This window comes from Rhodococcoides fascians NBRC 12155 = LMG 3623 (genome assembly GCF_001894785.1).
Lineage (GTDB): Bacteria > Actinomycetota > Actinomycetes > Mycobacteriales > Mycobacteriaceae > Rhodococcoides > Rhodococcoides fascians.
The window spans coordinates 270,316-284,129 of the sequence record NZ_BCWW01000008.1; the positions used below are offsets into that span (position 1 = coordinate 270,316).

Here is a 13,814-nt window from a genome sequence, read left to right on the forward strand (position 1 = left end):
CTACGTCGTCGCAGTCCGAGGCGTTCGATGCGAGCAGCGCCAGAACGTGCTGTAGCCGTGGTCTTTCCCCGTGTCGCCACCGCGACTCGGCCCATGGTCCGGCGTAGCTCACCTCACGGAGTCGGGCGCCGGGTACATCGACGTGCAGGCAATGGCCTGGCGTGTCGAGGTCGCCGTCGTTGATCTTGACTTCGACGATCCGACCTCCAGCGAGCACCGCCTGCACCGCGTGTCCGGCTTCGTGTATCGAGACCTCGATTCGGCGGTGTTCGGCGGGCGATAGATCACTGAGCTTCACGTGTGCTGTCCGTTCTGGAGAGTTGGGGTGAACGAGGGTGTCCGGCTCGGTCGGCCCACAGCCAGCACCGAGCCGGACATCCTCAGCGAGCAGCGAGACCCGGCGTTCCGCTGCTCTCGCAGTCAAGCTTTCGGCGCTTCTTACGCATCGAAGCGCGTCGATGCTTCGCCGTCTTTCCCGAGTAGTGCTGACAGGACGGGCAGCGCCATGGGTGCACGACGTTCGGGTCGCTGGTCGTTGCCGTGCAGCAGGTGCACGCGACCTCAACACGGCACCCGGCGCAGCGCCACTGACCCGGAACGGCGTCAGGATTCGAGGTGGCGGCACCGCAGCTCGTGCAGTCGGCAGCCATCACGCGCCCTCGGCCTCGATCAGGTTCGGGGACCAGCTCATTCGTCCACTTTGCGCCGCTCGGACTAATCCGCACCGAGTTTGGTCGTCGGAGCTGGCGTCGGATCGAGACCGAGCTGCGTCGGGCTCTGCCGAGCACGGTCGTAGGTTCCGAGGCTGCCGGATGCGTTTTTCACGACGTGACTCCAAGTTCTGCCAGTTGGTCCTCGACAGAGGGGGCCGGGACAGGCCGGGTGGAGTGGAACAGCTCGCGGTCGCCAGATCGGCGGTCTAGTCGGCGTTCGAGGCTCAGAGCGCGGCGGTCGACTTCTCGGAGCGCGGCCTCGACCGACTCGGACACCGACACGTCCACTTTCTCGGGTGGCAACGCGCGGCCCAGCAGTTCGGACAGCGGCCCAGATACGGGCGCTGCCAGCTCGACGAGTGCCTCGGCCCAGGCACCAGACGCCAGGTCTGCCTCGGTGATCTCGGGCCGCTGTCCGGCTCGGTGGCTGCGCAGCAGATCCAACGCTCGGCGTCGGTCTTGCTCGCTGAGGTGCGCGGTGCGGCGCTGGTCGTCGCCGTTACCGGTCAGATGGTCCAGTTCGCGAACGCATCCAAGCACCGCATCGGCCAGTTCGTCGACCATCTTGGCGTACGCCCTCGGAACCGGGTCGTGTGCGATCCGAGCTGTCAGCGGCGCAACGATTGCCGAGATTTCTTCACTCAGGCTGAACTCCGCACCGAGGACGTTCGGCAGCCATCGCCGACGCCGCAGGCGTTGCGCGTGCTGTTCGAGCTTCGGTCGCTCGGTGCTCAGTTCGAATCTACGTCGGCGAAACGGCTTCATCGGATGCTCAGGCCGCAATCTGCCCGGCATCATGTCTGGCGGAACTCAACACCGTCCCACTTTTCGGCGGTATCTGTGGGCCGAATCCATTCGATTGGCACCGTTCCCAAGACGGTTCTTTGCGCGCGGGAAGCCTGGATGTAATGGGCGTGAGCGGCCAACCATCTGCACTCGTGAATTCTCTTCTTCAACCCAGTCCGACTTACGATTTTTGGCTCGGTCGCAGGCTGTGATTCTGAAATGTGCGTTCGGCGGTTGACGGACAGGCGGTCGTCATCGACCGGATCAATGCTTGCCGCGTGCGCTAAGCGGTCACGCATGTCCTTGCACTTGGCGAATGTCGAAGCGTAGTTAGACAGCTGGGCGTCGACTCCCCAAGCCGCGGCGACCGCAGCAATCAATGGGGGTCTAGCGGCGTCCGTGATTCTGTTGGTCACGCCCCGCTGCTGCAACCAAAACATCACATCGGGTGTCTTCGTCTCGAAATAGCTCTTGACCGCCCAGTCGATGGCGTCTTGGGCCCGAGTGAACTCACGTATCAATTCCAGCGCGAGCGTACCGATCGGCGCTGTCTCGATATCGTAGTGGCTGCTCGCCGTGCGGTCGTCCATGCGTCGATCATTCCACAACCGTCGCAACGCTATTGCGCGCCGCAGTCGGCAGTCGAGCTTCTACGGCCTGTACTTCCATCCGTTCTGTTTGGCTTTGGCGAGAAGCGCTTTGGCGGCGAGTTCGTGTGCACCTTTGTCGGAGGGAGGTAGATCGTTGTAGTCGATGTGGCCGTGGTCATTCGCGCGGGAGTCGTTCATCGAGTCGTCCCAGACTGTCAAAGGGTTGCGAGCGGTCGCACCGCCTGCCGACTTGACTTCTACCGATTCGACTTCTCCGACAGTGACGCTCAAGACACCCACCGGTGCGATGAACGGCTTCCCGTTGTCGTCGCACCGTTGCTTGATCGACTCGGCGCGGGCGTTATACGCCTGCTCAGCGGTCACAACCTCTCCGCGTGACACTGAGAGCCTGTTCGCGTCGTTCTTGTCGGCTGTACTGAGTTTGAAAGCGTCTGGACCAACCACGTCATCGCGTACCCAATGTTGGATGATCGGCCTGAACAGTTCGTTTGAGTGCTCGACGATCCGCTCGCGTACGAACTCAGTCTCGGTTTCACTCATTAGCTGCGTCCTCGGAAAGCCATGAATCAAGTGACTCGGATAGGTCTGCGACATCGGCCGAGATAGTGCTCTCGTCAAAGGTGCCAGCCTCGATATCTGCTGAGTGGACGTAAATTGAGCCGCTCGGCTCTACCTCGATGGAAAGCTGGTTTTGGGCCTCCGGCCAGTAGAAGCGGATGCCCCCTTCCTCCGTTGGAAATATTGTGCGAGTGAAGTTTCCGATCGCAAGCATTGCGGCGATAACCGCATGCCCTCGTTCGATTACAGAGTCTGCAATTGCCTCACCGACTTCGCCGTCAACCCAACCCACTTCGAGATTTGCCAGAGCTTCGAGCGACTGCCGGGCAACGCGCGCATCCTCTGTGACGTCGACAATCTCAAGTGAATGAACGGTTGTGAGCTTTGTCAGCCTGCCATCGGCAGTAAATTCGCCTATGCCCTCGGCGTGGCATTCGAACAATTGCTTCTCGGAGTCGATGCTGGCTCTCAGGCCAGACTCCAGGTAGGGCACCGAAACGCCATGCTTGTGGGTGCGATCTTTGACAACGATCTTGCCTGCGGCGACATTGAACTCGACGACTTGTCCGTCCACTGCGACGGTCTGTGTGTACTCTCCCGTCAGTTCCACCAGCGCACTGCTACGTGTCCGTGGCGTGAACTGAATTACGTTGTCCCACAATGCGTGATCGTCGGAAGCGATCTGAATAGCCTCACCCTGTTGAAGGCTTTGACCGAATTTCTTGATCTTCGATACCGGTAGTCGTCGTATGTCGTTCGGAATCTCGCCGGTGTTGGTCTGTGCATAGGTGATGAACGCTTCTACAACGTCACGGGCGCGATCGAAGTCGTCCGTCAATTCGGATTCGCTGAAAAGATCGTCGATCTCGGGACCTGGGTCGTACTCCAGTAAGGGCACGGCGCAGCCTTCGCCAATCTTGCGCAGGCGGAGCGCGACGCGGTTGTTGTAGCCCTTTGGTGCCCGAACTCGATTCTTATTCCGGTCATGCCAGTAGAGTTTCACGAGCGATCGAAGGATGTCCTCAAGGGCTGCGACCTCGACCAGTGAGTCGGCGGGCATACCCGCGGCGTCGAATCGGTCTCCACTCAGGCGCATGGCTGCGACTACACGCGGCGCATGAACATCTTCGGACACAGCAACGAGGCTATCTGAACGTTCAAGACTTACTACACGGCACCCTTGACGGCAGCCGCGCTACTCATTCGTTCGGCTGACGCGCGCTTATAGATCCGGGCGACGGTGTTGGGGACCGCCTTGACGTTTGCGCCCGCCGACGCACACGATTCACGCGTTTCTGAGGGCGATGTGGTCAGAATGTGGTCACGAGCGACGTAGGCAGCCGACGTCCTGCGTGTTCTAAGTCGTTGACCAGCAACGACTTAGCGATACCGCGTGGTGCCCTCGGTGAGACTCGAACTCACACTGGACGGGTTTTGAATCCGTTTCCTCTGCCAATTGGGATACGAGGGCTGGCGTCTTTCAAGCAACGATTGACGAGTGTAGAAGATGCGCTTTCGGCCCCGTGCACCGGTACCCTTCAGTTGCTCGATGCCCCTGAGGGGCGACGACTGTCGAAGGAGACCGGTACAGATGAATGCTCCTGATACGCACGGTACTGGCAAGCCTGCGCTGCGGGTGGTGGTCGCGGAAGACGAATCCCTGATTCGTCTCGACCTGGTGGAGATGCTCCGCGAAGAGGGGTACGACGTGGTCGGTGAGGCCGCGGACGGTCAGCAGGCCGTGGAACTGGCTGTCGAACTTCGACCGGATCTGGTGATCATGGACGTGAAGATGCCGCGACGTGACGGCATCGACGCGGCCTCCGAGATCGCGGAGAAGCGGATCGCGCCGGTGGTGATTCTCACAGCGTTCAGTCAGCGAGAGCTCGTGGAGAAGGCGCGCGATGCGGGTGCGATGGCCTATCTGGTCAAACCGTTCACCAAGGCCGATCTGATGCCTGCAGTCGAGTTGGCCGCGAGCCGGTTCGGCGAGATCTCTGCGCTCGAATCGGAGATCGCCGATCTTCAGGATCGACTCGAGACCCGCAAGTTGATCGAGAAGGCCAAGGGCGTCCTGATGGAGTCGCAATCGCTGACGGAACCGCAGGCGTTCAAGTGGATTCAGCGTGCCGCGATGGACCGACGCACGACGATGAAGGCGGTAGCCGAGGTCGTGATCGAAACACTCGGTACTCCGGCGAACAACCCTGTGGCAGAGAGCTGATCGGCCCGCGGAAAGCTACGGCCACGTAAAACTTCGACCTCTTAGGTCACAGTCAGGTCACGAGCGTCGTTCTAGGCCTTGCGAACCGGTTTCGAGCATTAGCGTCTGGTTCACACGTGAGCCACATGTAACTCAGGTGAGCTTCAACGACGAGCAATTTCAAGGAGAACCTAGATGGCAATTCGGACCTATGTCCGCACGGCTGCAGTGCTGAGCGTCACCTCGCTCGCACTGTTCGGCTGTTCGTCGAGCGACGACTCGGGCTCGACCGACTCCACCAGTGCCAGCGGCGGCACGTCGGCCGCGGAAACGACCGTCTCCACCGACTGCACTCCTGAGCAGGCCACCGCCGGATCCACTCCCGACACGTCGCCGCTGGTGGTAGGAACCCTCCTTCCCGAGACCGGCACCCTGGCCTTCCTCGGACCACCCGAGGTCGCCGGTGTCCAGCTGGCCGTCAACGATGTCAACGGTGCGGGCGGCGTCCTCGACCAGCCCGTCACGCTCATCCCCGGTGACTCGGGCGACACCACCACCGACACCGCCAACACCACGGTCGACCGTCTGCTCGCCGGCGGCTCGAACGTCATCGTCGGTGCGGCGTCGTCCTCGGTGTCGCTCAAGGTCATCGACAAGATCGCCAGCGCGGGTGTCGTGCAGTTCTCGCCTGCCAACACCTCCGACCAGTTCGTCTGCTACCCGGACAAGGGCCAGTACTTCCGTACCGCGCCCACCGATGTGCTGCAGGCACAGGCACTCTCGCAGCTGATCGCCGAGGACGGCGCGCAGCGCGTGGCCATCCTGGCTCTCAACGACCCCTACGGAACGGGCCTGGCCAAGAACACCGCCGACAACCTCGAAGAGGCCGGCATCGCGGCAGACCAGATCCAGACCACGATCTACGACCCGAACGCACAGTCGTTCAACGCCGAGGTCGACGGCGTGAAGAACTTCAACCCGGATGCCGTCGCCATCATCGGCTTCGAGGAGTCCGCGAAGATCATCACCCGTATGCACGAGATCGGCATCGGACCGTCCGACGGCACGTTGGTCTACGGCGTCGACGGCAACATGGGCAACGCACTCGGTGAGTCGGTCGCTGCCGGCCTGCTCGACAAGATGCGCGGCACCACCCCGCTGACCGACGTCGGCACCGCGTTCCAGGACCGACTCAAGGGCGTGGATCCGGCATTGGTCGACTTCAACTACGCCGGTGAGTCCTACGACGCGGTCGTCATCTCGGCGCTCGCAGCCGAGCAGGCGAAGTCGACGGCAGGCACCGACATCGCTGCCAACATCAACAGCATCACCAAGGACGGCACGAAGTGCACGACCTTCGCCGAGTGCCTCCCACTCGTCAAGGCCGGCACCGATATCGACTACGACGGAGTCACCGGCGCGCTGAACTTCAGTGACGCAGGCGAGCCCGCCACCGGTTCCTACGGCAACCTGGTCTTCGGACCGGACAACAAGCTGACGACGGACGGATACATCGTCGTCGGTGAGTGATCTGTAGCTGCTGCACAGCCTCCGGGCCCGAGTCCTGACATCAGGACTCGGGCCCGGAGTCGTTCGAATACACCACGTTGGGTACCTATGGCGCAGGTACGAGAAAGCCCCGACTCGAACTATGTCGAGTCGGGGCTTCTTGTCGAGAGGGTCAGGCCTTCTTTTCTTTGCTTCCCGCGAGAGTGCCGAGGTAGAGCTCGATCACCTTGGGATCGTTCATCAACGCCGGCCCGGTATCGGTGTAGGCGTTGCGACCTTGATCTAGAACATAGCCGCGGTCGCAGATCTGCAGGCAGCGGCGGGCATTCTGCTCGACCATGATGATCGAGACGCCCGCCGCGTTGATCTTCTTGCAGCGGATGAAGACCTCGTCCTGGAACATCGGCGACAAGCCTGCCGACGGTTCGTCGAGCAGCAGCACCGACGGTTCCATCATCAGGGCCCGCCCCATCGCCACCATCTGGCGCTCACCGCCGGACAGTGCACCTGCCTTGACCTTCTTGCGTTCGCCGAGCAGTGGGAACAACTCGCTGACGAAGTCGAACCGCTCACCGAACTTCTTGGGCCGCAGATAGATTCCCATCTCGAGGTTTTCCTCGATCGTGAGCGATGGGAACACGTTCTGCGTCTGGGGCACGTATCCGACGCCCTTGGTCACCAGGACGTGCGCCTCGGCGGAGGTGATGTTGTCACCGCGCAGCTTCACACTGCCCTCGCGGACCGCCACGAGGCCGAACAAGGTCTTGAGCAGAGTCGACTTGCCGGCACCGTTGGGTCCGATGATGCCGACGATCTCACCGTCGTTCAGAAAGAAGTTGCACTCACTGAGGATGTTCACACCGGGGATGTACCCGGCAACCAGACCGTCGGCGCGCAGCAACGCTCCTTCGGCCAGACGCGCATGCTCGCCCGGCGTGGCCGCGAACTCGGCCGGCGTCAGAGTTTGTTCGCTCATCAGTTGTCCTCCTTGGCTCGGTGCGAGCCGCCCGCAGCAGTGTCGGTGGCTGCGGGGCTGACGAACTCCGGTTCCGAAAGATCGCCTCCTGCTTGCAGTTCCTCCACCTCGGCTTGCTTCAATGCCTCGGCCAGTTCGGCGGTAGCTCCGACGGGATTGCCGTCGGCATCGAATTCGAGTGCTTGATCGTGATGGCTACCGAGATAGGCATCGACGACGGCACCGTTGTTGGAGAGCTCTTCCGGGGTGGACTCGGCGATGATGCTGCCCTGAGCCATCACCACCACCCAGTCGCTGATGTCGCGGATGACATCCATGTCGTGTTCGACGAACACCACCGTCATGCCGTCGTCGCGCAGCGATTTGATGTGGCCCAGAAGCGATTGCGTCAGAGCGGGATTGACTCCGGCCATCGGCTCGTCGAGCATGACAACCGACGGATCGGTCATCAACGCTCGCGCCATCTCCAAGAGTTTGCGCTGACCACCGGACAACGAGCCGGCCAGATCGTCGGCTTTGGCGTCGAGTTTGAATCGCCCCAGCAGTTCGTAGGCGCGTTCGGTGATCTGACGCTCCTGTGCCTTCCACGTCCACGGCATGAACGTGTTGATCATGCGCTCGCCGCGTTGGCCCGTCGCGCCCAGTCGAACGTTGTCCAGCACAGTCAGTTTCGACAGTGCTTTCGTCAACTGGAAGGTGCGGACGACGCCTTTGCGTGCCACCTGATGAGGGTGCATCCGGCCGAGTTCCTGACCGTCCATCGACCACGTTCCGGTGTCGGGTCGGTCGAATCCGGTGAGCAGGTTGAACAGTGTGGTCTTACCCGCACCGTTCGGTCCGATCAGACCGGTGATGCATCCGCGCTGGATCTCGAGGTGCGCCACGTCGACGGCCTTGAGGCCGCCGAAGGTACGCGAGACCCCGTCGACCACCAATGTCGCGTCGGGCTTGGCTGCCCCGGGCTCGTTGGCGACGCCGGCGAACAGACTGGCACGCTGATCGCTCGACAGTGCTTTGGCCGCACGTGCTTCGAGTGTGCTGGCTTTCTTGCTCGGTGTCGCATCTGCGGCGGCACCGGTGCTCGGGTCAGGCATTGAGTTGAACCTCTCGCTTGTTGCCGAGAATGCCCTGGGGTCTGAACACCATCAGCACGGCGATCAGAATTCCCAGGAGTACGAATCGTGTGGCACCGACCTGGGCACCGGTGAGGTTGAGCACCGGATCGTCGCCCGAGATCAGTTGCCGCAGAATCGCGTCGGGAATGGACAGCAGGAACCAGAACAGCATTGCGCCGATCACGGGGCCGAACACCGTTGCGGCACCACCGAGAATGAGAGCGCCGAACGCGAAGAACGTCTGCGCGGTCGAATAGAAGTCTGGGTTGATCGACTGCGTCTGCAGTGCGTTGAACACCCCGCCCATACCGCCGATCACGCCGCCGAGAACGAGTGCCTGCATCTTGTAGACGAACACGTTCTTACCCAGCGACCGGGCAGCGTCCTCGTCTTCACGAACCGCCTTGAGAACACGACCCCACGGGCTGTGTGTCAGCAGGTATACGACCCCGCACAGCAGCAGTACCAACGTCCAGCCGACGAGCATGGCCCACAGGTCGTTACCCAGGAACCGAACGCCGATGAAGCTGTACGTCTTTCCACCCTCGAACGGGCTGAGGTTGGTGAACGGAGCTGCGAATCCGGTGATGCCGTTGGTGGACTTGGTCACCGAATCGGTTGCCGTGGAGCGGAATACCAGTCGCAGGATTTCCGATGCGGCGATCGTCACGATGGCGAGATAATCCGCTCGCAATCGCAGGGTCGGAATGCCGAGCACCAGAGCCAGCAGGCCGGCCGCAGCGAGACCGACCAGAATGCCGAGCCACAGTGGCTGCTCGTAGGTGATCGTGGTGATGCCGACGCCGTAGCCGCCGAGCAGGGCGAAGCCGATCTGGCCGAAGTTGAGCAGGCCGGCGTAGCCGAAGTGCAGGTTCAGGCCGATGGCGAGCAGTGCGTAGAAGATGGCCGACGGGCCGACCAGCTGAGCAAGAGAGATCTGAAGTGCGCCGATGATATCCATGTGCAGGTCACCCGATCCTTTGTCGCGAGCCGAGGATGCCCTGAGGACGGACGACGAGGATGAGAATCAAGACGAGCAACCCTCCGATGTATTTGAGGTCGGGATTGATGACCAACGTCGACCACTGCACGAGCAGACCCACGATGACGCAACCGAGGAATGCGCCGTAGGCCGTGCCGAGTCCTCCGAGCGTGATTCCGGCGAACATGAGCAGTAGGAGTTTGAAGCCCATCTCCCATTGCACGCGGCCGCCGAGTTCGGAGAGCCCGAACAGCACGCCGCCGAGGGCAGCCAGGCCGCCACCGAGGCACCAGACGAACGTCACGACGCGCTCGACGTTGATACCCGACGAGGCAGCCAGATCACGGTTGTCGGCCACCGCACGCATGGCTTTACCGATCTTGGTGCGCTGCAGCATCAGTGCGACGCCGATGAGGACGACGACGCTGATGACGATGCAGGCGAGGTTGACGTTGGTGATCGACAGTGGGCCCCAGTCGTTCTCGGTCTGAGCCTGGTAGTCGTCGAATGGCTCCGAGCGGTCGGAGAAGAAGATCAGGATGAGGTAGCGCAGCGCAATGGCGAGTCCGATCGTGACCACCAGCTGAGCGATCAGGCCGGTTCGACGTTTACGCAACGGCCGCCAGATCAGGGCGTTGTTGAGCCAGCCGATCGCGACTCCGACAATGATGGCCAGCACGGTGGCCGGGATCAGTTGTATCCCGAGGCTCACATTGAAGAACCACGCCGCGACGGCTCCGAGCGTCACGAGTTCGCCGTGTGCGAAGTTGGTCAAACCCGTCGTTCCGAAGATCAAGCTCAGACCGACCGCCGCGAGCGCGATGACCAGACCGAAGCGGAAGCCGTCGACCGTGGTGCGCACGAACTTCTCGTAGAACGGGGTGCTGGTCGCGGTCCTGGCCTCACCGAAGGAGAAGATGACGGTGTTCGAGCGACCGGCCTGCACGTCGCGCTCGACCTCGCCCTGCACGCTCACCCCGTCGGGGAGCGTTTCCTGGACCACCTGGAATGTGTATGTGCCAGGCGACAATTCGAGAGTCCAGCGTCCGCCGGTCTCGCTGGTGGTGCGGGCCACTTCGCTGCCCGACGCGTCGAGCGCCGCAACATCGACCCCTTCGAGGCGTTCTCCACCGTTGTTGAGCGATCCCGCGACGCTGACGGCGTCTGCGGGCGGTGCCTGTTCGGCACTGGTTCCCGGCGCCGCCGGGGGAGTGGGGGTAGGTTCCTGCGCCAACGCAGGCGCACTGAACAGCAGCGCCGCAATGGAACTCAGGATGGCGAGTAGGAGTGTTCGCTGGAATACGCGAACTGCAGATCTTGCGCGCAACCTCGGTGGTTGCACCTTTCTGGTCCATCGAACATTTGGAGCCACGCACGTCCTCCGGACGGTTGTCGTTGAGTCACGGGATGGGGATTTACTGCAATTGTCGGACTCTATCCGTTGAAACGACGCAAAATCGGCAACTGAGATTTCCGGAAAGTATCGGTTGTGTTTCGCGCTGCGGGAGATCGGTGCCGCGGCGATTGCGGCGCGGTGCCCGCATCCGGCTACGTGATGTCGGACCCGCTACCTAGACTGGTCAACCGTGAGCCCAGTAACCGACAAAAGTGCACCACCCGCAGCCCGGACCGATGCGAAGTCAGCCGAAGAGCGTCCGACGCTGCTCCTCATCGACGGTCACTCGATGGCCTTCCGTGCCTTCTTCGCGTTGCCGGCGGAAAATTTCAAGACCACGAGCGGTCAGTCCACCAATGCCGTGTACGGGTTCACCTCGATGCTGATCAACCTGTTGCGGGACGAGAAGCCGACGCACATCGCCGCCGCCTTCGACGTGTCACGGCAAACGTTCCGGGCCGAGCGCTTCCCCGAATACAAGGCGAACCGCAGCAAGACGCCGGACGAGTTCGCGGGCCAGGTGGACATCACCAAGGATGTGCTCGGTGCCATGGGCATTCCCGTGATGGCCGAGGCAGGGTTCGAAGCCGACGACATCATCGCCACTCTGGTCACGCAAGCCGAGGCGCTGGGCTATCGCGTCCTCGTGGTCACCGGCGATCGTGACGCACTGCAGCTGGTCACCGACAACGTCACGGTGCTCTATCCCCGCAAGGGTGTCTCGGACCTGACGCGATTCACCCCGGACGAGGTCGCCACCAAATACGGTCTGACGCCGTCGCAGTACCCGGACTTCGCAGCTCTGCGCGGAGATCCGAGCGACAACCTTCCCGGCATTCCCGGCGTCGGGGAGAAGACGGCGACCAAGTGGATCATCGAATACGGGTCGCTCACCGCCCTCGTCGACAATGTCGACAAGGTGAAGGGCAAGGTGGGCGACGCATTGCGGGCCAACCTGTCGAGTGTGGTGCTCAACCGCGAGCTCACCGAGATGGTGCGCGACGTGCCGTTGCCCTTCACGCCCGATCAACTCGAGCTGGCCCCGTGGGATCGCGAGAAGATCCACGCCCTGTTCGACGATCTGGAGTTTCGCATCCTGCGGGATCGACTGTTCGAGACACTCGCCTCGGTCGAGCCCGAGGCAGAAGAAGGGTTCGACGTTCGGGGCGGCATCGTCGCGCCAGGGGAGTTGGCGGCGTGGCTGGACGAGCACGCGTCCGACGGTCGGCGTAGCGGGGTATCCATCCTCGGACCGCGCAGGCCGTACGACAGCGATGCGACATCGGTGGCCATCGCGGCAGCAGACGGCGAGGGCGCCTTCGTCACCACGACGGCTCTCGACGAATCCGACGAACGCGCATTGGCCGCGTGGTTCGCCGATGCGGATCGACCCAAAGCTCTACACGAGGCGAAGTGGGCACTGCACGCGGTTCGTGGTCGGGGATGGACGCTCGGTGGGTTGACGACCGATACCGCGCTCGCGGCGTATCTCGTCCGGCCCGGTCAGCGGTCGTTCAACCTCGACGACTTGTCGCTGCGCTACCTCAAGCGCGAACTACGCGTCGAAGACGCGGGCGAGGGGCAGATGTCACTTCTCGACGCCGAGGACACCGCTGACGCGGCATTCGCCGAGGGCGAAATTCTCAAGGCGCGGGCGGTCATCGATCTCGCCGACGCTCTCGACGCGGAACTCGCAGCAATCGAGTCGACCACTCTGCTCTCGGAGATGGAACTGCCGCTGCTGACAGTGCTTGCCGATATCGAAGCCACGGGCATCGCAGTGGACGGCGATCACCTGCGCTCGCTGCAATTGGGTTTTGCTGCGCAGGTCGACGAGGCCGCGAATTCCGCGTACGGCGTGATCGACAAGCAGATAAATCTCGGATCGCCCAAACAGCTGCAGGTGGTGCTGTTCGAGGAACTCGACATGCCCAAGACCAAGAAAACCAAGACCGGGTACACCACCGACGCCGACGCACTTCAGGGGCTGTTCGAGAAGACCGAGCATCCGTTCCTCAAATTCCTGCTCGACCACCGTGATGCCACACGAATGAAGGTGACGGTGGACGGCCTGCTCAAGTCCGTCGCCGACGACGGCCGCATTCACACCACGTTCAATCAGACCGTCGCGGCCACCGGACGACTGTCGTCGACCGAACCGAACCTGCAAAACATCCCGGTGCGGAACGAGGCGGGTCGCCACATCCGCGACGGCTTTGTGGTCGGTGCCGGCTACGACACCCTGCTCACCGCCGATTACAGCCAGATCGAGATGCGCATCATGGCGCACGTATCCGGTGACGAGGGGCTGATCGAAGCGTTCAACACCGGTGAGGACCTGCACAGCTTCGTCGGTTCGCGCGCGTTCGGCGTACCGATCGACGAGGTCACCCCGGAACTACGCCGTCGAGTCAAGGCCATGTCGTACGGCCTCGCCTACGGACTCAGCGCGTTCGGCCTCGCCGCGCAGTTGAAGATCTCCACCGACGAAGCCAAGCAGCAGATGGAGGCGTACTTCGCTCGCTTCGGCGGCGTGCGCGACTACCTGCGCAACGCGGTCGAGGAAGCCCGAAAGGTGGGCTACACCTCGACGCTGTACGGCCGTCGTCGTTACCTCCCAGATCTCAACAGCGACAATCGTCAGCGTCGCGAGGTCGCCGAGCGCGCGGCACTCAACGCTCCGATTCAGGGCACTGCCGCAGACATCATCAAGGTAGCGATGATCGACGTGCACAAGTCTCTGGCGGAGTCGACCTTGAAGTCGCGCATGCTGTTGCAGGTGCACGACGAACTGGTACTCGAGGTCGTCGACTCCGAGCGCGAGGAAGTCGAGGCGTTGGTGCGTGACAAGATGTCGTCGGCCATCGAATTGTCGGTGCCCCTCGAGGTGTCGGTCGGTACCGGTCGCAGCTGGGATGCCGCAGCTCACTGAATCGGGCCATGGCACAGCGAAGGGCCGCTCACC

General features: G+C 62.4%; 12 protein-coding genes and 1 tRNA gene. 4 read left to right on the forward strand and 9 right to left on the reverse strand.

Going from position 1 to position 13,814, the window contains the following annotated elements; all coding sequences use genetic code 11:
• The first annotated feature begins 70 nt into the window (after positions 1-70).
• The gene (locus RFA01S_RS27475) at positions 71-283 is read left to right on the forward strand and encodes a hypothetical protein (RefSeq protein ID WP_139278468.1); all 213 of its coding nucleotides are present in this window, start codon (positions 71-73) and stop codon (positions 281-283) included.
• A 538-nt stretch (positions 284-821) separates the two neighbouring features.
• Here RFA01S_RS27475 and RFA01S_RS18270 read toward each other — a convergent pair.
• The 5 genes from RFA01S_RS18270 to RFA01S_RS18290 all read right to left on the reverse strand — a co-directional run bounded on the left by RFA01S_RS18270 (position 822) and on the right by RFA01S_RS18290 (position 4,139).
• Positions 822-1,478: a hypothetical protein gene (locus tag RFA01S_RS18270; protein WP_139278469.1), complete on the reverse strand. Its 657-nt coding sequence runs from the start codon at positions 1,476-1,478 to the stop codon at positions 822-824.
• Between the two features lie 29 nt (positions 1,479-1,507).
• Positions 1,508-2,089 carry a hypothetical protein gene (locus RFA01S_RS18275; protein WP_032406678.1) on the reverse strand — a complete coding sequence of 194 codons (582 nt, stop codon included), beginning with the start codon at positions 2,087-2,089 and terminating at the stop codon, positions 1,508-1,510.
• Positions 2,090-2,149: 60 nt separating this feature from the next.
• Positions 2,150-2,650, reverse strand: coding sequence for a hypothetical protein (locus tag RFA01S_RS18280; protein ID WP_032406677.1), 501 nt, complete (start codon positions 2,648-2,650; stop codon positions 2,150-2,152).
• On the reverse strand, positions 2,643-3,803 hold the full coding sequence (locus tag RFA01S_RS18285) for a hypothetical protein (RefSeq protein ID WP_139278470.1): 1,161 nt from the start codon (positions 3,801-3,803) through the stop codon (positions 2,643-2,645). Before RFA01S_RS18285 ends, RFA01S_RS18280 begins: the two co-directional genes overlap by 8 nt.
• 259 nt (positions 3,804-4,062) lie before the next feature.
• Positions 4,063-4,139 (reverse strand) — tRNA-Leu (locus RFA01S_RS18290).
• 120 nt (positions 4,140-4,259) lie between these two features.
• Here RFA01S_RS18290 and RFA01S_RS18295 point away from each other — a divergent pair.
• Positions 4,260-4,892 carry an ANTAR domain-containing response regulator gene (locus RFA01S_RS18295; protein ID WP_027497267.1) on the forward strand — a complete coding sequence of 211 codons (633 nt, stop codon included), beginning with the start codon at positions 4,260-4,262 and terminating at the stop codon, positions 4,890-4,892.
• 174 nt (positions 4,893-5,066) lie between these two features.
• Positions 5,067-6,401: an ABC transporter substrate-binding protein gene (locus RFA01S_RS18300; RefSeq protein WP_032374321.1), complete on the forward strand. Its 1,335-nt coding sequence runs from the start codon at positions 5,067-5,069 to the stop codon at positions 6,399-6,401.
• 151 nt (positions 6,402-6,552) lie between these two features.
• Here the strand turns inward: RFA01S_RS18300 and RFA01S_RS18305 are convergent, their stop codons facing one another.
• The 4 genes from RFA01S_RS18305 to RFA01S_RS18320 are packed head-to-tail and all read right to left on the reverse strand — an operon-like array spanning position 6,553 to position 10,780.
• Positions 6,553-7,356 carry an ABC transporter ATP-binding protein gene (locus RFA01S_RS18305; RefSeq protein WP_027497265.1) on the reverse strand — a complete coding sequence of 268 codons (804 nt, stop codon included), beginning with the start codon at positions 7,354-7,356 and terminating at the stop codon, positions 6,553-6,555.
• Positions 7,356-8,450, reverse strand: coding sequence for an ABC transporter ATP-binding protein (locus tag RFA01S_RS18310; RefSeq protein WP_027497264.1), 1,095 nt, complete (start codon positions 8,448-8,450; stop codon positions 7,356-7,358). The genes RFA01S_RS18305 and RFA01S_RS18310 overlap by 1 nt, the downstream gene beginning before the upstream one ends.
• The gene (locus RFA01S_RS18315) at positions 8,443-9,432 is read right to left on the reverse strand and encodes a branched-chain amino acid ABC transporter permease (protein ID WP_027497263.1); all 990 of its coding nucleotides are present in this window, start codon (positions 9,430-9,432) and stop codon (positions 8,443-8,445) included. Before RFA01S_RS18315 ends, RFA01S_RS18310 begins: the two co-directional genes overlap by 8 nt.
• Positions 9,433-9,439: 7 nt before the next feature.
• On the reverse strand, positions 9,440-10,780 hold the full coding sequence (locus RFA01S_RS18320; RefSeq protein WP_051365155.1) for a branched-chain amino acid ABC transporter permease: 1,341 nt from the start codon (positions 10,778-10,780) through the stop codon (positions 9,440-9,442).
• Positions 10,781-11,039: 259 nt separating this feature from the next.
• Here RFA01S_RS18320 and polA point away from each other — a divergent pair, with 259 nt between their 5' ends.
• On the forward strand, positions 11,040-13,781 hold the full coding sequence (gene polA / locus RFA01S_RS18325) for a DNA polymerase I (protein WP_032406675.1): 2,742 nt from the start codon (positions 11,040-11,042) through the stop codon (positions 13,779-13,781).
• Positions 13,782-13,814 lie beyond the last annotated feature (33 nt).

What these genes read in the sequence shown, in the direction of transcription:
- RFA01S_RS18300 (WP_032374321.1), top strand. Translation starts at nt 5,067, where the DNA reads ATGGCAATTCGGACCTATGTCCGCACGGCTGCAGTGCTGAGCGTCACC.
- RFA01S_RS18315 (WP_027497263.1), bottom strand. Translation starts at nt 9,432, where the DNA reads ATGGATATCATCGGCGCACTTCAGATCTCTCTTGCTCAGCTGGTCGGC.
- RFA01S_RS18270 (WP_139278469.1), bottom strand. Translation starts at nt 1,478, where the DNA reads ATGAAGCCGTTTCGCCGACGTAGATTCGAACTGAGCACCGAGCGACCG.
- RFA01S_RS18295 (WP_027497267.1), top strand. Translation starts at nt 4,260, where the DNA reads ATGAATGCTCCTGATACGCACGGTACTGGCAAGCCTGCGCTGCGGGTG.
- RFA01S_RS18310 (WP_027497264.1), bottom strand. Translation starts at nt 8,450, where the DNA reads ATGCCTGACCCGAGCACCGGTGCCGCCGCAGATGCGACACCGAGCAAG.
- RFA01S_RS18275 (WP_032406678.1), bottom strand. Translation starts at nt 2,089, where the DNA reads ATGGACGACCGCACGGCGAGCAGCCACTACGATATCGAGACAGCGCCG.
- RFA01S_RS18305 (WP_027497265.1), bottom strand. Translation starts at nt 7,356, where the DNA reads ATGAGCGAACAAACTCTGACGCCGGCCGAGTTCGCGGCCACGCCGGGC.
- RFA01S_RS18280 (WP_032406677.1), bottom strand. Translation starts at nt 2,650, where the DNA reads ATGAGTGAAACCGAGACTGAGTTCGTACGCGAGCGGATCGTCGAGCAC.